The organism is Actinomadura madurae, from assembly GCF_900115095.1.
In the GTDB taxonomy this organism is placed as follows: Bacteria; Actinomycetota; Actinomycetes; order Streptosporangiales; family Streptosporangiaceae; genus Spirillospora; species Spirillospora madurae.
In genome coordinates, this window is the sequence record NZ_FOVH01000011.1 from 262,882 (window position 1) to 284,551 (window position 21,670).

Genomic DNA, 21,670 nt, shown 5'->3' on the forward strand with positions numbered 1-21,670 from the left:
CTGACCGAATTCAACGATCCGCGCGCAGACTTTTGCCAAATGCAAGCATTATGGCAAAGCGGGTCCGGCGGGCTCCCGCACGCCGGATCGGGTGCGGAAAGTGCGGCGGTAAGTGTCGGGAGGCACGCCGAGCGTGCGGTTGAAGTGGCGGCGCAGTGTCGTGGCGGTGCCCATGCCGGTGGACGCCGCGATGGCGTCGATGCCGTCGTCGGTCTTCTCCAGCAGTTCTTGGGCGTGGCGGATCCGCTGGGTCAGCAGCCATCGCAGCGGGGTGGTTCCGGTCACCGCCTTGAAGTGGCGTCCCAGATGGCGGGAGCTCATCCGCGCCTGGCGGGCGAGGTCCTCCACTGTCAGCGGCTGGTCCAGCCGCTCGATCACCCAGGGGAGCAGGGCGGCGAGCGGGTGGTCGTCCTGCGCGGGCACCGGGGCGGGGACGAACTGGGCCTGGCCGCCGGCCCGGTGCGGCGGGACGACCAGGCGGCGGGCGACGGCGTTGGCGACCGACGAGCCGTGGTCGAGGCGGACGAGGTGCAGGCAGAGGTCCAGGGCGGCGGCCTTGCCGGCGGAGGTGAGCACGCTTCCGTTGTCCACGTAGAGGACGTCCGGGTCGACCTCCACACGGGGATGGCGGACGGCCAGGGCCTCGGTGTGCGCCCAGTGGGTGGTCGCGCGTCTCCCGTCCAGCAGGCCGGCCGCGGCCAGCACGAACGCGCCCGTGCAGAGGGAGACGACGCGGGCGCCCGCCTCGTGGGCCGCGCGGACCGCGTCGACCAGTTCGGCCGGCGGCTCCTCGTCGGCGTCGCCCCAGGCCGGGACGATCACCGTCCCGGCGTGCCGGAGGTGGTCGAGCCCGAAGTCCGGTTCGAGCCGGAACAGGCCCACGCGCAGGGCGACCGGCCCGCAGACGGCGACGTCGTACCAGGGGACCGTCACGCCGTCCGGGGCGGAGGCGAAGACCTCGTACGCCAGGGACAGCTCGAAGTGCAGCATCCCGTCGGTGACGGCCAAGGCGACTGAAGTCATGTCCGGAATTGTATGAGTCATGGCGTTCCAGACACTCGCCGGTGCGACCGGGCCCCGGCATGATCGCCGCATCGGTTCGTTCGAGCGGGGGGGGTGCCCATGGGATCGGAACAGAGGGTGGCGGTGTTCGGCGCGTACGGCCACACCGGGCGGTTCGTGGTTGCGGAGTTGCGGGAGCGCGGATACGTCCCCGTCCTGTCCGGCCGCGACGCCGGGAAGCTGCGGGCTCTGGCGGCGTCCCATCCCGGGCTGGAGGCTCGCCAGGCCTCGGTGGACGACCCGGGCTCGCTCGACCGCGCGCTGGCCGGTGCGGCGGCGGTGGTCAACTGCGCCGGGCCCTTCGCCACGACGGCCGCCCCGGTGATCGAGGCGGCCCTGCGGGCCGGGATCCCGTACGTGGACGTGGCGGCGGAGATCGAGGCCAACGCCGACACGTTCGCGCACTTCGCGGGCCGCGCCCGGGACGCCGGCGCCGTGATCGTCCCCGCGATGGCCTTCTTCGGCGGGCTCGGCGACCTGCTGGCCACCGCGGCGATGGGCGACTGGACGGCGGCCGACGAGGCGCACATCGCGTACGGGCTGAGCGGCTGGAACCCGACGGACGGGACGCGCGCGGCGGGCGAGGTGTCCCGCGAGCGGCGCGACGGCGGGCGCGTCCGCTACGTGAACGGGCATCTGGAGTACCGCGACGACAGCCCGCCCACCCTGGAGTGGCCCTTCCCCGCCCCGATGGGCAGGCGGGCGGTCATCGGGGAGTTCTCGATGGCCGACGTCGTCACCGTTCCCGGCCACCTGGCCATCCCCGAGGTGTGCACCTACATGGCGATCGAGGCGGCCAGGGACCTGTCGGCCCCGGACACGCCGGGGCCGGCCGCGGTCGACGAGCGGGGGCGGTCCGCGCAGACCTTCCTCGTCGACGTCGTCCTGCGCTCGGGGGGCCGTGAACGGCGCGCCGTGGCGAGCGGCCAGGACATCTACGCCGTCACCGCCCCGCTCGTCGTGGAAGCGGTCGACCGCATCCTCACCGGGCGGACCCGCGCCGCCGGGGTCGCCTCCGCGGGCGAGATCTTCGACGCCCCGGACTTCCTCCGGGCGCTGTCCCCGCACATTTCCGTGGACCTGTAGCCGCACAGGGACGACGCACGCTACGGCGTGCGGGTTCTGGTCTCGGCGGCCTCCGGCGCGGTGACCGGCTCGGCAGGACGGCGCTCGGGCCCGCGGACGAGAACGTAGACGAACAGGACCGCCATGACGGTGAAGCCCGCCCACATCGCCTCCTGCCACCCGTCCACGAAGGACTGCTGGGCGGCGCGGACGAGCGTGTCGGCCTCGGGCCCGGCGTTCTCGGCGGCCTCCAGGGCGTTGGCGACACCGCTGCGGGCCGGGTCGGCGGCCCCTTCGGGTACCCCGTGGAGCCGGGAGTCGATGGCGTCGCGGTAACCGGCCGACAGGACCGCGCCGAGCAGGGCCACGCCGAGCGCGGTGCCGAACTCCCTGGTCACGTCGTTCAGCGCGGACGCGACGCCCTGCCGCTCGCGCGGCAGCGCCGTGGTGATGGCCTCGGTGGACGGGGTCATCGACAGGCCCATGCCGAGCCCCATGGCCAGCATGCCGGGCAGCACCGAAAGGTAGCCGCCCTCGACGGAGACGAACGCGGCCATCAGGGCCAGGCCGGCACCGCCGAGGAGGATGCCGGACGCCATCGTCCACCGGCCGCCGATGCGCGCCGCCACCCGCGGCGCGAGGCCGGAGGCGGCCATCATCAGCAGCGCCGTCGGCATCAGCGCCAGCGTGGAGCGCAGCCCGGACCAGCCCAGCACGGCCTGGAAGTACGGGAAGAGCACGACGAAGATGCCGGCCTGCACGCCGAACACGCCCAGGAGCGACACCGAGCCGCCGGCCAGGTCGCGGCGGCGGAACAGCCGGACGTCGAGGAGGGGCGCCTCCCGGCGCAGTTCCCACGCAACGAAGCCGATCGCGGCGGCGGCTCCGGCGAGGAGGCTCAGCAGCGTCCCGGGCGCGGTCCAGCCCCGCTCGGGGCCTTCGTGGAGGACGAAGATGAGCCCGAGCACGGCCACGGCCGAGGTCAGCGAGCCGATGGCGTCGAACCCGTGCTCCGCCGGCTCGCGCGAGTTCGGCACCGACCGGAGCGTCAGGGCGGCGGCGGCCAGGACGAGCGCGACCGGCAGGACGAACAGCCACCGCCAGTTCGCCAGGTCGACCAGGAGGGCCGACAGGTACATGCCCAGGATGCCGCCACCGCCGGCGACGCCCGTCCAGACGCCGATCGCCCTGGAGCGCTCCTCGTCGGGGAAGGTCGAGGTGATGACGGCGAGGGTGACCGGCATGATCATCGCCGCGCCCGCCCCGGCGAGGAGGCGCGCGGCGAGCATGACCTCCGTGGACGGGGCCAGGCCCGCGGCGGCGCTCGCCACCCCGAACACCGCGAGGCCGGCGAGGAGCACCGGCTTGCGGCCCCACCGGTCGCCGACCGCGCCGAGCGGGAGCAGTAGCGCGGCGAGGCCGAGCGTGTAGATGTTGATCATCCACAGGACGGTGTCCTGCGCGGCGTCGAACTCGACGGCCAGCTGCGGCTGGGCGACGTTCAGGCCGGTCACCGAGGCGATGACGGCCATGAGGGCGACGCAGACCGCGATCAGGATCGTGCGGCGCCGGCGCGGGTCCCGGATGGTCGGGTCGGCGCCGTGCGCGGGCGGGGGTGACTTCATGGAAGCTCCTTCAGTGCTAGGGGCGGCGGACGGCGCGCACGACGACGTCGTGGAGGACGGTCTCCCCGCCCCCGTGGCCGGTCAGCGTCCGATCGGTCTCCTCGGCGGTGACGACGTCCCAGGCGGTCCGGTCCAGCCGTGCCGTGATGGCCGCGGCGGTGGCCGACGCTTCGGCGGGCGGAAAGTGCCCGGACCCCTCGTCGTGGCCGTGGCGGTGGAGGTGGCCGACGATCAGCAGCGTGCCGCCGGGGGCCACCCATCCGGCGATGCGGGCGTAGAAGTCGAGCTGCGGCATCGCCGGGTGGGCGTAGTGGGTCGTGACCAGGTCGAAGCGGGTGTCCGGGGTCCAGACGCCCAGGTCCGCCTCGACCCACCGCAGCCGCTCGGACGCCCCGCTCGCCGCCCCGCTCGCCGCCGCGCGCTCGGCGGCGCGGGCGAGGGCCGCGGACGAGATGTCGGCCGCGGTCACCCGCCACCCTCGGGAGGCGAGCCAGATCGCCTCGGCACCGGCACCGCACCCGGCGTCGAGCGCCGTGCCCGGCACCAGATCACCGGCCTCACGGACCAGGTAGGGGTTCGGCGAGTGCCCGGCCATGGACGCGGGGCCGCTTTCGTCCTGCCAGTGCCGCTCCCAGTAGTCCTTGTCGAACTCGTGCTCCATCGTTCGTCCTCCCCGTTCGTCTCAGCAGGTCCAGCGATGGTGACCGGCGCGAGGGCGAAGCGGCAAAGCCTGTTGCCGAATGGCAAACTGGCGGCATGGGCAATGCAGAGGACCGGACGCTCGACGCCTTCGGGCCGAGGCTGAAGCAGCTACGGCGGCGCCGCGACATCACCCTGGCCGACCTCGCCGGCGAGACGGGCATCTCCGCCAGCACGCTCTCCCGGCTCGAAGCCGGCCTGCGGCGCCCCACGCTGGAGCAGCTCCTGCCGCTCGCCCGCGCCTACGGGGTCACCCTCGACGAGCTAGTCGACCCGCCGCCCACCGGTGACCCGCGCATCAACCTGCGTCCGATCTCCTACCGCGACGGATCGGTCATCCTGCCGCTGACCCGGAGGCCGGGCGGCATCCAGGCCTACAAGTTCGTCCTCCCGGCCGGGGACGACGACGCCGTGCCCGACCTGCGCACCCATGAGGGCTACGACTGGGCCTACGTCCTCAACGGCACGCTGCGCCTGGTCCTCGGCGAGCACGACCTCCTGCTCGAACCCGGGGAGGCCGCGGAGTTCGACACGCGCATCCCGCACTGGTTCGGGGCCACGAGCGCCGGCCCGGTGGAGTTCCTCAGCCTCGTCGGGCGGCAGGGGGAACGCGCCCACGTCCGCGCGGCGCCGAAGGCCCGTCCCGCCGAATAGGCCCGCGGCCGGCCCGGGACGTGCCGGAGCTCAGGGTTTGCGGGCGATGCCGGCGAACTCGTCGACCTCGTCCGGGGCGCCCCAGGTGGCGATGTCCATGGGGTCGGGGCGCCAGTGGGCGCAGCTCACGAGGCCCGGTTCGACGAGGTCCAGGCCGTCGAAGTAGCGGAGGATCTCCTCGGGGGACCGCAGGGTGACCGGGGGCCTGCCGCCGGCGTCGTTGTACTGCCGGGCGGCGTTCTCGGAGGCCTCGCCGAAGACGGCGTAGGTGGCGTGGTTGATCACCAGGAAGCCGCCGCTCGGCAGCGCGTCCGCCAGCCGCCGGACGATGCGGTGGGACTCCTCGGTGTCCCCGACGTGGTGGAGGATGCCGACCAGCATGATCGCGACCGGCCGGGTGAAGTCCAGCATCCGGCGGGCCGCGGCGAGGATGGCGTCCGTGTCGTGCACGTCGGCGTCGAGGTACTCGCAGCGGCCCGCCTTGGTGCTCGTCAGCAGGGCGCGGGCGTGCGTCAGCACCAGGGGGTCGTTGTCGACGTACATGATCCGCGACTCGGGCGCGACGCGCTGCGCGACCTCGTGCGTGTTGTCGACGGTGGGCAGGCCGGTGCCGATGTCGAGGAAGTCCCGGACGCCTTCGTCCTGCGCGAGGTACCGGACGGCGCGGCCGATGAACGCGCGGTCGGCGACCGCCTGCTTCTTGATCTGCGGGTAGCTCTCCGCGATCCGGTCGCCCATCTCCCGGTCGATCGGATAGTTGTCCTTGCCGCCGATCCAGTGGTTCCAGATGCGGGCGGAATGCGGAACCGAATCGTCGATGCCGGCGACCATGGTGAGAGCCTAACGAGCCGCCGGGCGGCTCTGTAGATCCTTGTCCAAGATCGGCCGCGCTCCGTCCGGCCCGGTTTCGGTTGCGGGCAACTCGATCGGCGCAAACGTAGACTGGGGGCATGACCGGGACGCTCGACGATCACCTGAAGCTGGACATGCAGGTCTGCTTCGCCCTGCACGCGACGTCACGGGCGTTCGACGCGCTCTACCGCGCGGTCCTGCGCGACCTGGGCCTCACCTATCCGCAGTACCTGGCGATGCTCGTCCTCTGGGAGACCGACGGGCTCACCGTCAAGCGGCTGGGCGAGCGCCTCCGCCTCGACTCCGGCACCCTGTCGCCGCTGCTCAAGCGGCTGGAGGCCGCCGGGCTCGTGGAACGCCGCCGGAACCGGGAGGACGAGCGCTCGGTGTCGGTGCACCTCACCGCCGAGGGCGCGGCCCTGCGGTCGCGGGCGCTGGACGTGCCGCGGCGGATGCTCGGCTCGACCGGCCTCGGCCCGGCCGAGCTGGCCGACCTCCGCGGGACCCTGCGGCGCATGACCGAGCACCTCGACGCGGCCGCCGCGTCCGCCGCCTGACGGCGTCCCTTGACGGCGGGCCCATGACGGTGGGCGCCGCCTAACGGCGCCCTTCCCGGAAGGCGCGCTCCGCGGCGGCGTGCCACCAGCCGGGCGGGGACGGGCCGATCCGGCGCGACAGCGGCTGGTCGGGATGCAGCCCGAGCCGCCGCAGGGCGTCCGCCCGCACCCGGACGCCGAACCAGCCGCGCCAGTGGCCGTCGTCGCCCGGCCCGCAAACGAGGTCGATCAGGATGTCATCGTCCTGGAACGGCATCCAGTCGATGCCGCGGTCGCGCAGTCAACCCAGCAGCGCGGCCACCGGCCGCGGGCAGCGCGGAAGGTTCTCGTACGTCACGACCGTGATCCAGTCGCCGTTCGGCGGGTTCATGCCACTCATGATGCCCGACCATCCGGCTTCAGCGCTCGCCCCGGCGGGACGGCGTTCGCCGTCAGAGCACCTCCGGCGAGGACGGGGACGCCGTTGACGATCACGTGGTCGATGCCCTCCGCGGGCGTTCTCGGGGCCTCGTAGGTGGCGCGATCGGTGACGGCGGCGGGATCCACGACGACGAGGTCGGCGGCGCGGCCCGCCTCGACCCGGCCGCGGTCCGCGAGGCGGAACCGGTCGGCGGCCCGTCCGGCCAGGTGCACGGCGGCCTCCTCCCACGTCCAGTCGCCGAGGTCGCGGACGTGCCGGGCGAGCAGCCGGGCGAACGCGCCCCACCCCCGCGGATGCGGGTGCCCGCCCTGGTAGACGGCGTCGGACCCGGCCATGTGGACGGGATGCCGCAGCAGCGCCCGCATCGATTCGTCGCTGTTGGTGTTCGGCTGCCCGAACACGCAGCCCGCCTCCAGCCGCGTCGCGACGAGCAGGTCGCAGCAGAACTCGCCGGGGCTCGACCCCGCCCGCTGCGCCGCGTCCGGCAGGCTCATCCCCTCGGCCCACCGGTACTCGCCGGACGGGACGTGCGACAGCACGATGCGCGGCCACACCTCGGCACGGTGGGCGAACCAGTCGCGGTGCAGCCACTCCCGGACGGACGGGTCGGCGAGCGCGTCGAGCGTGGCGTCCAGGTCGGCGATCGGGAGCCGGTCCGGGAGCGTGACGAGCGTCAGCGTGCTGCATCCCCGCAGGTAGGGGTAGCTGTCGAAGGTCAGGTCGATGCCCTCGGCGCGGGCGCCGTCCACGAGCGCGATCAGCTCGTCCCGCGGCCCGTGGTAGTGCGAGACGTGCGGGGCGACGCGTCCGGTCCGGGCGATCTCCAGGACCTCGGCCATCGCCGTCACGGCCGCCGACTCGTACCCGCGCATGTGCGTGACGTAGGGCAGCCCGGCCGCGCCGACCGGCGCGCACAGCGCCCCGATCTCGGCGGCGTCGGCGTACGAGCCGGGCACGTACTCAAGGCCCGTGGACAGCCCGGCCGCGCCGTCCGCCAGGCCGCGCTCGACCTGATCCCGCATGGCGGCCAGCTCGCCGGGCTCCGGGGCGCGCCGCGCCGTGCCGAGGACGCCGTGCCGGATCGTCCCGTGCGGCATGAGATAGACGGTGTTCAGCGGGACCGCCCGGTCGTAGCCGGCGAGAAGCTCTGCGACCGAGACCGGGCCGCCGTCCAGTCCCGGATGGGTGCCGTTCACCGGCGCGAAGTAGCGGCTGACGTACCGGAGCGTGGCGGTGCCTGCCGGGGCGTAGGAGATGCCGTCCTGCCCCAGGACGAAGGTGGTGACGCCCTGGCGGAGGGCGGCGAGCTGCACGTCCGGGTCGAACACGGCCGCCTCGCCGTGCACGTGGGCGTCGATGAAGCCCGGCATGACGTGCCGGCCGGTCGCGTCGATCTCCGTGGCCGCCCGGACGCCGTCCAGGACGTCCACGGCGGCGATGCGTCCTCCGGCGACGGCCACGTCGGCGCGCCGCGCGGCGGCCCCCGTCCCGTCCAGGACGGTTCCGCCGCGAACCACCAGTTCGTACATGCGACCTCATCCACCGTTGTGCCGCAGAAGGTACGGCTTGACCCGGCCCAGACCCTGCAGAGGACGAGGGCGCAGCCCGGAGACGTCATACCCGCCGGACGGCAGGGCCGAGACCAGGCCGGCGTCGGCCAGGACCGTTCCCGGGTAGGCGGTGGAGGTCAGGCGGGCGGCCAGGTTGACCGGGGTCCCGAAGACGTCGCCCAGCCGCTGGATGACCTCGCCGTACGCGAGCCCCACCCGCACCTTCGGGCTGTCGGGCTCACCGAACCGCTCGGCGATGCGCAGCCCGATCTCGGCGGCGGCGGACGGGTCGGACGCGACGAACAGCACCTCGTCCCCGAGCGTCTTCACCACCCGGCCGCCGTGGTCGGCGACGATCTCCGCGGCGGACGACTCGAAGCGCTCGACGAACGCGGCCAGCGCGTCCCCGTCCAGGCGGCGGCTCAGCCGGGTGAACGACACCACGTCGGCGAACCCGACGGCGAGCTGCGCGATGCCCGCCGCGGGGTCGGACCGCGCGGACGCCGTCGTCGCCGCGGCGCGCATCCCGGCGGCGGTGAGCTGGCGGCGCCAGCCGTGCAGCAGCAGCCGCTCGAACGCCGGCCGCAGCTCCTCGGTCGCGGCGAGCGCGGCGGTGACCACCTCGGGCGTGATGGGCTCGCCGGACGGCTGCTCCCCGAGCCGCCGCAACCAGACGTCGCCGAGCCAGCTCGCCAGCCGCCCCATCGTCTGCCCGACGGCGCGGGCGAGCTGCAGGACCATCTCCTCGTCCACCATCGCGTGGCCGAGCAGGTCCCGGATCTCGCGGAGCGCGGCCACGTCGCCGTCGGTGAAGGCGACCTCGTCGTCGGGGGGCGCCGGGAACCCCAACGCCTGCCAGATGCGGCGCGCGTACTCGTCCGGGACGCCCGAGAGGTTCTCGACCTCCTTGCGCGTGTAGCGCAGGGGCCCGCCGAGGAGGGTCTCCTCGATGTCGTCCGCGTCGTCCGTCATGCGCCGACCCTATGTGCCATCGATCAATGTCACAATGGCGCGGGAGTAAGATCGCGCCTGTCATGACCGAGTACCGAATCGACGAGCTGGCGCGGCTGGCCGGCAGCACGGTGCGCAACATCCGCGCGTACCAGGACCGCGGGCTGCTGCCGCCGCCCCGCCTCGCCGGCCGGGTCGGCCTCTACGACGACTCCCACCTGGCGCGGCTCCGGCTGATCGGCAAGCTGCTCGGCCGCGGCTACACCTTCGCGATCATCAAGGACCTGCTGTCCGCGTGGGAGACCGGCAAGGACGTCGGCGAGGTCCTCGGGCTGGAGAAGGTCCTCACCGACCCGTGGTCGGACGAGATCCCCGGCACCGCCACCTACGAGGAGCTCGTCGGGAAGTTCGGCGCCGGGCTGGACGAGGACGAGGTCGCCCGGATGCTCGAGCGCACCGTCGAGCTCGGCCTGATCGAACCGGAGGGCGAGGCGTTCCGGGTGCCGAGCCCGCGGCTGCTGCACGTCGGCGCGGAGCTCGTCGCCGCGGGCATCCCGCTCGGCGCCGTCCTCGACATCGCCGGGCAGATCCGCGACGACTGCGACGTGATCGCCGGCCGGTTCGTCGGCCTCGTCGAGGAGCACGTGTTCGACCGGCTGAAGGAGCAGCCCGTCCCGGACGGCGACGAGACCCGCGAGATCGCCGCCGTGGTGCGCCGGATGCGGCCCCTCGTGAAGATGGTCGTCGAGCCGTTCATCGCGCGGGCCATGGAGTCCCGCGTCCAGGCCTCGCTCGGCGAGCACCTCGAAACGATCAGGGATCACCTGGGGGAGCGGCCCGCCGCGGACGGCTGAACCGTCACAGGATCGTCGCGCCCCAGACCACCTTCACCTCGTGCGACGCGCCCTCGGAGTCGGTGAACGTGATCGTCCCCTGGCCGGGCAGGCCGATCAGCGCCGTCCGCAGGGTGAGCGTCAGCCGCGTCGTGCCGTCCTCCGGCATCCCGCCCTGCATCTCGGACAGGATCAGCTGGTTGGACGACGTCATCGCCGTCCACGTCACCGGCCCCTGCTCCGCCGCCAGGTCGACCTTCGCCGTCTTCGTCCCGTACAGCTCCACCTTCGCCGGGTTCACCACGAGGACCCCGCGCTTCTCGGGCGGCCGCGTCGGCTGCGTCGGGGACGGCGACGGCCCCCGCGACTGCCCCGGCTCCCCATCGGTCTGCGGGTTCGGCGGCACCTGGCCGGGGCGCCCCTGCGCGGCGCCGCCCGAGCCCTCCGGCCCGTCCTTGCCGCGGGACGGGCCGTCGTGCGGCTTCTCCTGCGTGATCGACGGCTGCGGATGCGTGCGGAACGGCGGCCACGACAGCGTGTTCCCGCTGATGCCGGGCCCCATCACGAACACCGCCACCAGGGCGGCGGCCAGCGCGCCCGCCATCCCTCCCCCGGTGAACATCCACCGGCGGGTGAACGGCGACGGCACGTCCGGCTGGCTCGGCAGGCCGGACGGGGTGAGCGTCCCGCCGCGCGCCGCGATGTCGGCGCGGTAGCCGGCCAGCTCGGGGTCCGTCGCGGTGTGCATGACGCGGTGCCGCAGCGCCGCCGGCAGGATCGGCGCGGGCGCCCGGCGCAGCAGCGCGGCGGCGGTCACCCGGGCCCGGCGCCGGCAGGCGGCGCACCCGGCGGCGTGCAGGTCGGCGGACGGGTCGGCGGGGGAGTCCTCCCCGCGCCGCCGGAACCCGCGCCTGCGCCCCCTGCCCGCCGCCTTCGCCGGGACGGGCGGCTCCTCCTCCCGCACCACCGCCCCGCGGGCGGCGAGGACCGGGATCGCCGTGGCCGGGACCTCCTCCTCCGGACGGCCCTCGGCGCACGCCCGCCCGGCACGATCGAGCTCTCGCTGGAGCGCGGCCTCCAGCTCCGCCCGGCCCCGGCGCACCCGCATCGCGGCCCGCCGCGACGACAGGCCGAGCGTCGCGCCGAGACGGGCGGGACGCAGCCCGTGCCGGAACGCCAGGAGCACGACCTCCTGGTCGACGGGCGCGAGCCGGGCCAGGGACCCGCGAAGCAGCTCGTGCAGCTCCTCCGCCGGCGGCCACTCCGGCACCGGGCCGTCCGGTTCGGCACGGTCCAGAAACGGGATCTCGGAGAACTCGGCGTCCCGATCCCAGAACAGCACCTTCGCGCGGCCCCGCCGGACGCACCGCCGCCGCGCCGCACCGTAAAGCCAGGAACTCAGGTACAGGTGGTCGCGCATCCGGGGGGCGCGGCGGCACGCGTCGATGAACGTGTCATGCACGATGTCGGCGGCGGTTTTCCCGTCTCCCGACATCGACAGCGCGTAATCGTAAAGGCGCTCACCGTACTCGTCATAGAGTGCGGCCAGCGCAGCCTCGTCGCCGTCACTCAGCCCTTTGACCAGCGTGCGGTCGGCTGAGTGCGCAGAGGTCGACAACCTGGGCATTCACGCTCCCGGCAGCGGCGTGCGGGGCCGGCCCCACTGAGGGCCATCCGGACATTCAGCCCACCTTGGATACACCCACGAACCCCATCCGCACCACTCATCCGCCGAAATCCCCTTTAAGGTAACACCTTGGAGAGAGTCGGCATCTCTGCGTGACCACGTGCGGAATGACTGCGCGTCAGAATCCGGTCAGGGCCGCGCCGGGATCAGTCGGCCCGCCGGACCTCCAGCTCACCCTCCGCGTACCTGCGGCGCAGCACCTTCTTGTCGAACTTGCCGACACTCGTCTTCGGCACCTCCGCGATGAACGCCCAGCGCTCCGGGAGCTGCCATTTCGCGATCCGCCCAGCGAGAAATTCCTTGAGCTGCTCCGCCGTGACCTGCGCCCCCTCCCGGACGACGACGGACGCGAGCGGCCGCTCCTGCCATCGGTCGTCCGGAACCCCGACCACGGCCGCCTCGACCACGTCCGGGTGCGCCATCAGATGGTTCTCCAGCTCCACCGACGAGATCCACTCCCCGCCGGACTTGATCACGTCCTTCGCCCGGTCGGTGAGGAGCAGGTGGCCGTCCGGCGACAGCGTCCCCACATCGCCCGTGCGCAGCCAGCCGTCGTGGAACTTCGCGGGATCCTCGTCCAGGTGGTAGGCGCCGGTGATCCACGGCCCGCGGATCTCCACCTCCCCGACCGACTCCCCGTCGTTCGGCAGCACGACGTCGCCGTCCCCGACGACCCGCATCTCCAGCCCCGCGAGGACGCGGCCCTGGCTGAGCCGCACCCGCCAGACGTCCTCGTCCGCAGCCTTCACCGGCGGATGCGCGACCGTGGCGACCGGCGACGTCTCCGTCATCCCCCACGCCTGCACGATCCGGACGCCGATCTCGTCGAACCCCCGCATCAGCGACTCGGGCACCGCCGACCCGCCGCACGGCACCAGCCGCAGCGAGCTCAGGTCCGACTCGTGCTCCCTCGTGTGGCGCAGCACGTCCGACCAGATCGTCGGCACCGCGCCCGCCACCGTCGGACGCTCCGCCTCGATCATCCGGACGAGCGGGTCCGCCTGCAGGAACCGGTCGGGCATGACCAGCGACGCCCCCGCCATCAGCGCCGCGTACGGCAGGCCCCACGCGTTCGCGTGGAACATCGGCACCACCGGCATCACGACGTCGGACGCGCTCAGCCCGATCGCGTTCCCCGTGCACGTCGCCATCGAGTGCAGGTACGCCGACCGGTGCGAGTACACGACGCCCTTCGGGTTCCCGGTCGTCCCGCTCGTGTAGCACATCGCCGCGGCCCACTGCTCGTCGACGTCCGGCCACGCGAACTCCGCGGGCGCCGCGGCGAGCAGCTCCTCGTAGTCGTGCAGCTCCTTGCCGGCCTCCTCCAGCGGCCCGGTGTCGCCCCCGCCGACCACGACCACGTGCTGGACCGTCTTGAACTGCGGCAGCACCGGCGCCAGCAGCGGGATGAGCGACCCGTCCACGAGGACCACCCGGTCCTCGGCGTGATTCGCGATGTAGACCAGCTGATCGGGGAACAGCCGCAGGTTCAGCGTGTGCAGCACGGCACCCATCGACGGGACCGCGAGATACGCCTCCAGATGCTCGGCGTTGTTCCACATGAACGTGGCGACCCGCTGGTCACCGTCCACCCCGAGCCCGCGCAGCGCCCCCGCCAGCCGGGCCGCACGCTCCCCGACCTCGGCGTACGTCCGCCGCCGCGCCCCGTCCCCCGTCCACGTCGCGACCTCGGCCGCCCCGAAGACCTCGGCCCCGAACTTCATGATCGTCGTAATGGTCAGCGGAAAATCCTGCATGGTGCTGTACACGACACGCCTCCAACCAAAACAGCCGCCTAAGCCGGATTCTCGCAGCGCCGCCCCACCCTGACGACCCCCTCCACCCCACTAAGAACCCCCACAAAGTGGGCCCCAGCACTGTGCACCACCAAGAGCGCTCTTGGGTCTGAGGCTCAGCCGGAGGCACGGGCAGGCGCGTGGAGCGAGCGGTGCGCGCATGCCCGCCGAGCCGGGCGACCGCAGCGACACGTCGCCGACCCGCACGGTCACAGCCCAGCAGCACCGTGGCGTGAGAATCGACCGGCTCGTAACGGGGGTTCCCGGGGGCTCGCCCCGGGGGCAGACACGGTTAGTACAGCTCTCTTAGGCGGGCCATGGCTCTTGAGACTGTGGATTTGACGGTGCCTACGCTGACGCCCAGGACTTCGGCGATCTCTCGTTCGGACATGTCTTCGTAGTAGCGGAGCATCACGGCCAGGCGCTGGCGTTCGGGGAGGCGGCGGAGGGCGCGGGTCAGGGCGTCGCGGGTCTCGCTGCGGGCGGTGTGGTCCTCGACGGGGCGGTCGGGGAGCTGGTCGGTCGGGTAGACGTCCAGCTTGCGGCGGCGCCACCAGGAGATCTGGGTGTTGACCATGGCCCGGCGGACGTAGCCGTCCACGGCGGAGCGGTCCTCGATGCGGTCCCAGGCCAGGTAGGTCTTGGCGAGGGCCGCCTGGAGGAGGTCTTCGGCTTCGGCGCGGTCGCTCGTCAGCTGGGTCGCGGCGCGCAGCAGCACGGGTCCGCGCTCCGCGACGTACGTACGGAACTCCTCGTGCCGCGTCCCGTTCACCACCACCACCGGACCAGGGGTTGTGGAGCGCGCGCTCCCGGCCGTGCGCGACTCCCGGTATTCACGACGATCGCAGGGCGATCGTAATTCCGGGTCTACAGAAAAGATATTTCCGGGTCAACCAGTGCATAATCTTCAACCGAGGTAGATCAGACGTCCTCCGCGGGCTGACTTATGGCGACAAATCCGTCGACAGCCCAGTCATGACCCGGCGACTCTTGACTCACTGTCCTAACACCGGTCGCCCAGCGTGACGATGATCGATTCCGGAGAGTCGCGATGTCGCCTTCCCAGCGTCACCGCCGCCGCGAGGCGGTGTTCGGCGCGGCCCCGCGTCCGGACGCGGGGCGGCCGGAGCGGGGGCTGAGCGGGATCGTCCTGGACGCGAGCCCGCACCTGCTGGTGCTGCACGCGGACGGGGCGGAGGTGCGGCTCGCGATGAGCGAGAGCACGGCGGTCTGGCACGGCGGGCGCGGGGGCCTCGCCGCGCTGCGGCCGGGCCGTCCGGTGGTCGTCCGCCGGAGCTCGTCCGTCGCCGAGAAGGTGTGGGTCGGCATCGGGCGGGTCGGGGGCACGATCCTGGCGTGCGGGCGGGACACCGTGGAGGTGGACATGGGCCCCCACCGGGGGCGCGCCCATGTGGTGATCCCCCCGCACGCCCGCGAGCGGGTGCTCGTCCGGCATCCGCGGCTGGAGCCCGGATACCTGATCGACGTGATCTGCGTCCGGTCGCCGGGCGGGCCGCTGGCGGTGCGGCCGGGCACGTCGCAGCCGGGGTACCGGGTGGACGACCTCGCCGCGCCCGAGGCGGGGAGGCCCGTGCCGGACGTCCTGCACGGGACGGCGACGTGGTTCGGCACCACGGAGGGGGAGGTGCGGGACGGGGCGTCCTACCCGGCGGTCGACTCCGAGGGGGACGCCGGGGGATGCGCGGACGCCCCGTCCGGCTGCGTGCCGTTCCCGTACCTGTCGCTCGGCGGGGAGGTGACCGTCCGCAACGAGTGCGGCGGGCGGTCCGCGACCCTGCCGGTGATCGAGTGCGGGTGCGCGGCGGCGCGGTTCTGCGACCGGTGCGTGGAGTGCGCCGCGTCGCCGCGCGGCCGGATCGTCGAGCTGACGCCGGCCGCGTTCGCCGGGCTCGGCGGCGAGCTGGAGGCCGGCTGTTTCAACGCGGCCGTCCGGCCGCACGTGCCACGGGGGAGTTGAGGCGCCATGGTGACGGCGTTCCAGAACACGCAGGTGCTGCTGCTGGCGGCGGTGCTGATCGCCGCGTGCCTGGCGAAGCTGACGGTCCGGGAGCGGGCCGCGGACGCGCCGGACCACGTGCACGGCGTGCCGGTGCCCGCCGGGGCCGCCCGGCTGACGGCGCTGCGGCGCAGCCGGGGGATGACGGTCGGGCTCGGTGTCGGCGAGGGGCTGCTCGGGCTGGCGCTGCTGGCGACGTCGCACCTGTCGGTCCGGCTCGCGACGACGGTGGCCTTCGCCGCGGCGACCTGGGTCGTCGGGGAGCTGCGGGTGGGGCGGCCGGACGCCGGGTGCGGCTGCTTCGGCGCGCTGAGCGGCAAGAGGGTCGACCGCCGCAGCGTGCTGCGGGCCGTGCTGTTCACGTGCGCGGCGATCGCGTCGCTCGGCGCGCCGCTGGCCGGCGTGGACGTGCTCCGGAACGTCGAGGTGCAGGTCGGGCTGGTGTTCGCGGTGGAACTGGCCCTGTTCGCGGCGCTGTCCCCCGAGCTGGCGGAGCTGGCCGGGCTCGGGCAGCGCGCGGCCGTCCCGTGCGAGCGGCGCCGGAGCCCGATGAGGGAGACGTACGCGACGCTCCACGCGAGCCCCGCGTGGGCCGAGCACGAGAACGTGATCGCGAGCGCCGTGCCGCTGGAGGTGTGGCGGGAGGGCTGCTGGCGGTTCGTGGTCTTCCCGGCCCGGGTGGACGAGCGGGACGCGGAGATCGTGTTCGCGGTGTCGACCGCCGGGCGCGACCGGGTCGTCCGGTCGGGGGTCGCGCGGCCCGAGGTCTCTGCGGCCGTCTAGCGGTTTCTTGGACACGTCCAATAGCCGGTTAGACATCCCTCATTGCCAGTCGCCGCCGAACTCCTCGTCCTCGGGCAGGAAGTCGGTCTCCGGTCGCTCGGCTTGGCCGCCCTGCTCGTCCTGCATCGGCGGTTCGTCGTGCTCGTCCCAGACGGTGTTCTCGTCTTCGCTGGTGAACTCGCGGTTCAGGTCCTGGCCGCGGAATCGGTCTGTCATGGTTCCCCCCCGACATCCGTGCCCGCTCATGGGGCACACGACCGGGTCCTACCCCTCCTCGTCCAGCGACACCTAGGGCACGAGCTCGACTCTCTGGAATTTTCTAGCGCTCTCTAGGAAATAGTCTAGAAAGACTTAGAGATAGGCAGACGGCAGGCGAGCGGAATCTACGGCTTTCTAGGGCGGTCGCTAGAGAGCCGGATATTCACCGGACGACCGGGGTCGATGCGACTTTCTACCGCTCTCTAGCATTTCCGCTAGAGAGACTCGATAGGGCGGTAGGACGGTAGGTCAGGCGGGCTGGGAGCGGAGGAACTTGCCGAAGTGCGGGACGGTGAACGCCACCAGGCCGCGCTCGGCGCTGTAGATGAGGCCCTTCTTGATGAGCCCGTCGCGGGCGGGCGACAGGCTGGACGGTTTGCGGCCCAGCTCGTCCGCGACGGACGCGGTGGGCACCGGGTCGTCGCCGAGCATGGCCATGGCGCGCATGTAGTCGCGCTCGGCGGGGGTGGCGCGCTCGTACCGGCTGCCGAAGAAGCCGACGGCGAGCTCGCTCTCCGCCTCGGGCGCGGCGACCTTGATGTCGTCGGCGGTGATCGGGGTGTCGGGCGCGACGTCCCAGACGACCTTGGCGTACGCCTGGACGAAGTACGGGTACCCGTCGGCCGCGCCGTACAGCGCGTCGAGGGCGTCCTTGGTGAAGGTGACGTCCTCGCGCTCGGCCGGGGCGAGCAGCGCGACGTCGGCCGACTCGCGGTCGAGCCGGTCGATGCGGGCGTACCGGAAGAGCCGCTCGGAGTAGGACTTGCTGGCGGACAGGACGGCCGGCAGGTGCGGCAGCCCCGCCCCCACCACGATCAGCGGGCCGCCGACCTGCGACAGCTCGTGGCACGCGGCGCACAGGGCGGACACGTCGTCGGCGGGTATGTCCTGCATCTCGTCCACGAACAGGGCGATGCCGACGCCGACGTCGGTGGCGACGGACGCGGCGTCCACGAACAGCTCGGTGAGGTCGATCTCCAGGTCGCCGGAGTCGGCGCGGCCCCGCGTGGCGGGCACGTCGATGCCGGGCTGCCAGCGGTGCACCCGCGCCTTGCCCTTGCCGGACGGCTCCGGCTCGGCCTGCGCGAACGCCTTGAGCACGCCGAGGAACTCCTCGATGCGGTCGGGCGCGCGGTGCCGCGGCGCCAGCTCCCGGACGGCGCGGTGCAGCGCCGAGGCGACCGGCCGCCGGATCGACTGGTCGGGCCGGGCCTCGATCTTGCCCGTCCCCCACAGCCGCTGGATGGCCATCGACCGGAACGCGTTGAGCAGCACGGTCTTGCCCACCCCGCGCAGCCCGGTGACGATCATGCTGCGCTCGGGACGGCCCCGGGCCACGCGTTCGAGCACCACCTCGAACTGCCGGAGCTCGCGGTCGCGGCCGGCCAGCTCGGGAGGGCGCTGCCCGGCGCCAGGGGCATAGGGATTGCGCACGGGGTCCACGCTCTCGGACTCTATGAGGCGATATAGCTGCGGCCGTAGATTTGCGTAGAAAACACTGCGGCGTGTCGCGGGCTCCCGGCGACGCCCGCAGCGCGCGGGAGCCTCGGCTCCCCTCATGGCCGTCGCCACCATGCCGCCTCCCGGGCGAGCGCGTCCGAACATCGTCATCGAATCTCTGTTCGACTATTCGAACACACTAGCGCATGCCTTCTCCCCCGTCACGCGAACCCGGGAAGCGGGACCCGGTCGCGGGCACCACCACCGCGACCGGGAGCGCGGAGCCGCTCAGGCGAGCGGCTCGTCCTCCGACGACCGGTGGGGCACCTTGTCGGCGGGGACCGTGCCCATGCGTCCGGCCTGGAAGTCCTCGAAGGCCTGGACGATCTCGTCGCGCGTGTTCATCACGAACGGGCCGTACCGGGCGATCGGCTCCCGGATCGGGAGGCCGCCGAGGACGAGGATCTCCCACCCGTTCGCGCCGGCGAGCGGCTGGCCGTCGGCGGCGCGGACGACGATGCCGTCACCGTCGCCCTTGTGGTGCGAACCGGCGAAGACGGCCAGCTGCCCTTCGTCAAGGCCCGCCTCCTCGACGCCGGCCGTCCCGCGCCCGGAGAGGACGTAGACCAGCGCGTTGAAGTCGCGCGGCCACGGCAGCGCCAGACGCGCGCCGGGCGCCACGGTCGCGTGCAGGTAGTTGATCGGCGTGTAGGTCACGCCGGGGCCGTCGTATCCGGCGAGGGACCCCGCGATGACGCGGATCAGGGACGACCCGTCGTCGGAGGCCAGCAGCTTGACGTCGCGGGCCTCGATGTCCTGGTAGCGCGGCGGGACCCACTTCTGGGCGCGCGGCAGGTTCACCCAGAGCTGGATGCCGTGGAACAGGCCGCCCTTGGCGACGAGTTCGGGCGGCGGCTGCTCGATGTGCTGGATGCCGGACGCGGCCGTCATCCACTGGGTGGCGCCGTCGGCGATGAGGCCGCCGCCGCCGGTGGTGTCCTGGTGCTGGAACGCCCCGTCGATGATGTAGGTGACGGTCTCGAACCCGCGGTGCGGATGCCACGGGGTGCCCTTCGCCTCGCCCGGCGCGTACTCGACGGCGCCCATGTGGTCGAGGAGCAGGAACGGGTCGGCCAGGGACAGGTCGATGCCCGGGAACGGGCGCCTGACCTCGAAACCCTCGCCTTCGAGATGGCGTTTGGCGGTCACGACCCTCGCCACGCGGCGCCAGCCGGTGCCGCCCTCGGGCAGCAGCGGGAGGCGGGGCAGGGTCAGCGGGTCGGCGATCACGGCGGGCATTGGGGTCCTCCCTCGTAGGGTCTGCCCCCGGGCAACGTAGTTGATGCTTCAACTATTTCCGCGGACGGGTGCGCGGCGTCCTGATACCGTAAAAATAGCCTGGCTTAGTTGAAAGTTCAACATGTGTTCTATACTTCCGACATGAGCGAACCTCGCTGGCTCGATGCCGCCCAGCAGCGCGACTGGCGGGCGTACGTGGACGGCAGCGTCCGGCTCACCGAGATCATGGACCGCGACCTGAAGGCCAAGCACGGGCTGTCGGTCTCGGAGTACGAGATCCTCGTCCGGCTGTCGGAGGCGCCCCGCCGCCGGCTGCGGATGGCCGAGCTCGCCGAGAACGCCAGCCAGTCGCGCAGCCGCCTGTCGCACACCTGCTCCCGCCTGGAGAACAAGGGCCTGGTCAAGCGGGACAGCTGCCCCAACGACAAGCGCGGCGTCTTCGCCCAGCTGACCGACGAGGGCTTCGCCGCGCTCGAACGCGCCGCCCGCGACCACGTCGAGACCGTCCGGACGTTCTTCATCGACGTCATCGAACCCGAGGACCTTGAGGCCATCGGGCGTGCGTTCAGCGTCGTGCTCAAGCGGCTCGGCCCCTCTTAGAGCGGCCCCTAAAGCGGCCACCTCCTAGAGCGGCACGGTCACCCCGGTCAGGAAGCCGACGGACACCAGGGTCAGGAACGTCCAGGCGAGCATCATGCCGATGCCGAACGTCCGCCACCGCCCGCCGACCTTCCACACGAGCAGGCCGCCCAGCCCGAAGGCCAGCACCAGCAGCGTGATGAACTGCGGCAGCAGGCTCGGCCGACGGCTCATCATCAGCGGCGCGTACATCATCACGGCGTCGACGAACACGAACATGCCGAAGCCCGCCGCGAGCGCCTTGACGTCCCTGCCGAGGTACGCCCGCGCCCGCTCGGCGAGGTCCTGCGCCTTGTCCGTCCGCAGCCGCGGCTGCGCGTGCGCCGCCGGCTCGACCTCCACGCTGTGCGCCACCGCGAAGATCTCGTCTTCGAGGCTTGGGAGGTCCCTCTCCTGAGGTTCCGCCATCCCGGCTCCCTTGGGACCGGACGCCGCCGGACGCCATGCCCGGCGGCAGGTTGTGGATCACGGCCCGTCCGTCCCGGCCCCTTTCCGGCGGGCGCGCCTTCAAACGCACGGTAGCGAAATCCTCGCCCCTCCGCCGACTGCGTATGCTGCAAAGATGCCAGGTAGAGGCCCCGTTCGAACCGCGACCTTCCTGACCGCGCTGCTGGCCGTGCCCATCGTCGCGGCCGGATGTGGCCGCGGCTCCGACGACGGCGGCGACGACACGGCACCGCCCGCGACGCCGCCGACCGCGTCCGCCACCTCCGCGGCCCCGCCCTCCCCGTCCCCGACGAAGCAGGGCTTCCAGGCCACCGTCAAGAAGGTGACCGCCGGGGACCTGAAGCACTCCTGGCGCAAGGGCTGCCCGGTGGCGCCGTCCGGCCTCCGCATGATCGAGATGACCTACTGGGGGATGGACGACAGGCCGCACACCGGCGGGCGCCTCGTCGTCAACGCCAGGGCGGCCGACGACCTCGTCAAGGTGTTCAAGAAGCTCTACACGATGCGCTACCCGATCAAGCGCATGGAGCCGGTCGACAAGTACAAGGGCAGCGACTTCGACTCCATCGAGGCCGACAACACCTCGGCGTTCAACTGCCGCCAGGCGACCGGGTCGAGCTCGTTCTCCCAGCACGCGTACGGCCTCGCGGTGGACATCAACCCGTGCGAGAACCCCTACGTCTACGCGGACGGGCGCACCGCCCACAAGGACTGCGCCAAGTACAAGAACCGAAAGAACGACGACCCGGGCGTGATCCACGCCGACGACAAGGTCGTCAAGGCGTTCGCCTCGATCGGCTGGGGGTGGGGCGGCGAGTGGAGCGGCGCCAAGGACTACCAGCACTTCTCCGACTCGGGACGCTGAGCGTCACATCATCATGAGCGCGACCGCGAGGATCGCGACGACGGCGACCACGGCGACGATGCCGACGATCATGCCGATGTTGGGGCCGGACTTCTCCGGCTGCGCCTGATTGGCGAAGTTCTGGAACTGGTGCGTCGTACCTGCCGGATCCTGCGGTGTCTGCGACATGC

23 protein-coding genes are annotated in these 21,670 nt (G+C 72.7%); 8 read left to right on the forward strand and 15 right to left on the reverse strand.

Annotated features, from left to right (window positions below):
* Positions 1–48: 48 nt before the first annotated feature.
* The gene (locus tag BM339_RS28985) at positions 49–1,023 is read right to left on the reverse strand and encodes a helix-turn-helix domain-containing protein (RefSeq protein ID WP_075022892.1); all 975 of its coding nucleotides are present in this window, start codon (positions 1,021–1,023) and stop codon (positions 49–51) included.
* A 99-nt stretch (positions 1,024–1,122) separates the two neighbouring features.
* Here BM339_RS28985 and BM339_RS28990 point away from each other — a divergent pair, with 99 nt between their 5' ends.
* A complete protein-coding gene (locus BM339_RS28990; RefSeq protein WP_075022964.1) occupies positions 1,123–2,148 on the forward strand; it encodes a saccharopine dehydrogenase family protein in 1,026 nt (341 codons plus the stop codon).
* 20 nt (positions 2,149–2,168) lie between these two features.
* Here BM339_RS28990 and BM339_RS28995 read toward each other — a convergent pair whose 3' ends face one another.
* Positions 2,169–3,752, reverse strand: coding sequence for an MFS transporter (locus BM339_RS28995; RefSeq protein ID WP_075022893.1), 1,584 nt, complete (start codon positions 3,750–3,752; stop codon positions 2,169–2,171).
* 16 nt (positions 3,753–3,768) lie between these two features.
* Positions 3,769–4,413 (reverse strand): class I SAM-dependent methyltransferase, encoded by a 645-nt coding sequence (locus tag BM339_RS29000; RefSeq protein WP_075022894.1) that lies wholly within the window; start codon positions 4,411–4,413, stop codon positions 3,769–3,771.
* 95 nt (positions 4,414–4,508) lie between these two features.
* Here BM339_RS29000 and BM339_RS29005 point away from each other — a divergent pair, with 95 nt between their 5' ends.
* Positions 4,509–5,105 (forward strand): helix-turn-helix domain-containing protein, encoded by a 597-nt coding sequence (locus BM339_RS29005; protein WP_021593552.1) that lies wholly within the window; start codon positions 4,509–4,511, stop codon positions 5,103–5,105.
* A 30-nt stretch (positions 5,106–5,135) separates the two neighbouring features.
* Here the strand turns inward: BM339_RS29005 and BM339_RS29010 are convergent, their stop codons facing one another.
* Complete coding sequence (locus BM339_RS29010; RefSeq protein WP_075022895.1) at positions 5,136–5,936, reverse strand: SAM-dependent methyltransferase; 801 nt, start codon at positions 5,934–5,936, stop codon at positions 5,136–5,138.
* Positions 5,937–6,055: 119 nt separating this feature from the next.
* On the opposite strand from BM339_RS29010, the gene BM339_RS29015 reads away from it, so the two are divergent.
* Positions 6,056–6,514 carry a MarR family winged helix-turn-helix transcriptional regulator gene (locus tag BM339_RS29015; RefSeq protein WP_075022896.1) on the forward strand — a complete coding sequence of 153 codons (459 nt, stop codon included), beginning with the start codon at positions 6,056–6,058 and terminating at the stop codon, positions 6,512–6,514.
* Positions 6,515–6,554: 40 nt separating this feature from the next.
* Here BM339_RS29015 and BM339_RS29020 read toward each other — a convergent pair whose 3' ends face one another.
* From BM339_RS29020 to BM339_RS29030, 3 genes are all read right to left on the reverse strand, one after another.
* Positions 6,555–6,770: a hypothetical protein gene (locus BM339_RS29020; RefSeq protein ID WP_021593555.1), complete on the reverse strand. Its 216-nt coding sequence runs from the start codon at positions 6,768–6,770 to the stop codon at positions 6,555–6,557.
* 119 nt (positions 6,771–6,889) lie between these two features.
* The gene (locus tag BM339_RS29025; protein WP_075022897.1) at positions 6,890–8,464 is read right to left on the reverse strand and encodes an N-acyl-D-amino-acid deacylase family protein; all 1,575 of its coding nucleotides are present in this window, start codon (positions 8,462–8,464) and stop codon (positions 6,890–6,892) included.
* A gap of 6 nt (positions 8,465–8,470) precedes the next feature.
* Positions 8,471–9,457 (reverse strand): adenylate/guanylate cyclase domain-containing protein, encoded by a 987-nt coding sequence (locus tag BM339_RS29030; protein WP_021593558.1) that lies wholly within the window; start codon positions 9,455–9,457, stop codon positions 8,471–8,473.
* A gap of 62 nt (positions 9,458–9,519) precedes the next feature.
* Here BM339_RS29030 and BM339_RS29035 point away from each other — a divergent pair, with 62 nt between their 5' ends.
* On the forward strand, positions 9,520–10,290 hold the full coding sequence (locus BM339_RS29035) for a MerR family transcriptional regulator (RefSeq protein WP_075022898.1): 771 nt from the start codon (positions 9,520–9,522) through the stop codon (positions 10,288–10,290).
* 4 nt (positions 10,291–10,294) lie between these two features.
* Here the strand turns inward: BM339_RS29035 and BM339_RS29040 are convergent, their stop codons facing one another.
* The 3 genes from BM339_RS29040 to BM339_RS29050 all read right to left on the reverse strand — a co-directional run bounded on the left by BM339_RS29040 (position 10,295) and on the right by BM339_RS29050 (position 14,533).
* On the reverse strand, positions 10,295–11,896 hold the full coding sequence (locus BM339_RS29040; RefSeq protein ID WP_024934789.1) for an RNA polymerase sigma factor: 1,602 nt from the start codon (positions 11,894–11,896) through the stop codon (positions 10,295–10,297).
* Between the two features lie 206 nt (positions 11,897–12,102).
* Positions 12,103–13,725, reverse strand: coding sequence for a long-chain fatty acid--CoA ligase (locus tag BM339_RS29045; RefSeq protein WP_075022899.1), 1,623 nt, complete (start codon positions 13,723–13,725; stop codon positions 12,103–12,105).
* 319 nt (positions 13,726–14,044) lie between these two features.
* The gene (locus BM339_RS29050) at positions 14,045–14,533 is read right to left on the reverse strand and encodes a SigE family RNA polymerase sigma factor (RefSeq protein WP_024934790.1); all 489 of its coding nucleotides are present in this window, start codon (positions 14,531–14,533) and stop codon (positions 14,045–14,047) included.
* A gap of 270 nt (positions 14,534–14,803) precedes the next feature.
* On the opposite strand from BM339_RS29050, the gene BM339_RS29055 reads away from it, so the two are divergent.
* On the forward strand, positions 14,804–15,730 hold the full coding sequence (locus BM339_RS29055; protein ID WP_024934791.1) for a hypothetical protein: 927 nt from the start codon (positions 14,804–14,806) through the stop codon (positions 15,728–15,730).
* 6 nt (positions 15,731–15,736) lie between these two features.
* Positions 15,737–16,552: a MauE/DoxX family redox-associated membrane protein gene (locus BM339_RS29060; protein WP_021598359.1), complete on the forward strand. Its 816-nt coding sequence runs from the start codon at positions 15,737–15,739 to the stop codon at positions 16,550–16,552.
* A 39-nt stretch (positions 16,553–16,591) separates the two neighbouring features.
* On the opposite strand, the gene BM339_RS50130 is transcribed toward BM339_RS29060, so the two are convergent.
* From BM339_RS50130 to BM339_RS29070, 3 genes are all read right to left on the reverse strand, one after another.
* Positions 16,592–16,768 (reverse strand): hypothetical protein, encoded by a 177-nt coding sequence (locus BM339_RS50130; protein WP_021598360.1) that lies wholly within the window; start codon positions 16,766–16,768, stop codon positions 16,592–16,594.
* A gap of 291 nt (positions 16,769–17,059) precedes the next feature.
* A complete protein-coding gene (locus tag BM339_RS29065; RefSeq protein ID WP_021598361.1) occupies positions 17,060–18,244 on the reverse strand; it encodes an ATP-binding protein in 1,185 nt (394 codons plus the stop codon).
* Positions 18,245–18,538: 294 nt separating this feature from the next.
* On the reverse strand, positions 18,539–19,549 hold the full coding sequence (locus BM339_RS29070; protein ID WP_021598362.1) for a pirin family protein: 1,011 nt from the start codon (positions 19,547–19,549) through the stop codon (positions 18,539–18,541).
* Positions 19,550–19,690: 141 nt separating this feature from the next.
* Between BM339_RS29070 and BM339_RS29075 the strand changes: the two genes are divergently transcribed.
* Complete coding sequence (locus BM339_RS29075; protein WP_075022900.1) at positions 19,691–20,149, forward strand: MarR family winged helix-turn-helix transcriptional regulator; 459 nt, start codon at positions 19,691–19,693, stop codon at positions 20,147–20,149.
* A 24-nt stretch (positions 20,150–20,173) separates the two neighbouring features.
* Here the strand turns inward: BM339_RS29075 and BM339_RS29080 are convergent, their stop codons facing one another.
* Entirely contained in the window at positions 20,174–20,596 is a 423-nt protein-coding gene (locus BM339_RS29080) for an MFS transporter (RefSeq protein WP_021598364.1), read from the reverse strand.
* A gap of 154 nt (positions 20,597–20,750) precedes the next feature.
* Here BM339_RS29080 and BM339_RS29085 point away from each other — a divergent pair, with 154 nt between their 5' ends.
* A complete protein-coding gene (locus BM339_RS29085; RefSeq protein WP_024934793.1) occupies positions 20,751–21,500 on the forward strand; it encodes a M15 family metallopeptidase in 750 nt (249 codons plus the stop codon).
* A 3-nt stretch (positions 21,501–21,503) separates the two neighbouring features.
* Here the strand turns inward: BM339_RS29085 and BM339_RS50135 are convergent, their stop codons facing one another.
* Positions 21,504–21,668, reverse strand: coding sequence for a hypothetical protein (locus tag BM339_RS50135; RefSeq protein ID WP_177287804.1), 165 nt, complete (start codon positions 21,666–21,668; stop codon positions 21,504–21,506).
* Positions 21,669–21,670: the final 2 nt, after the last annotated feature.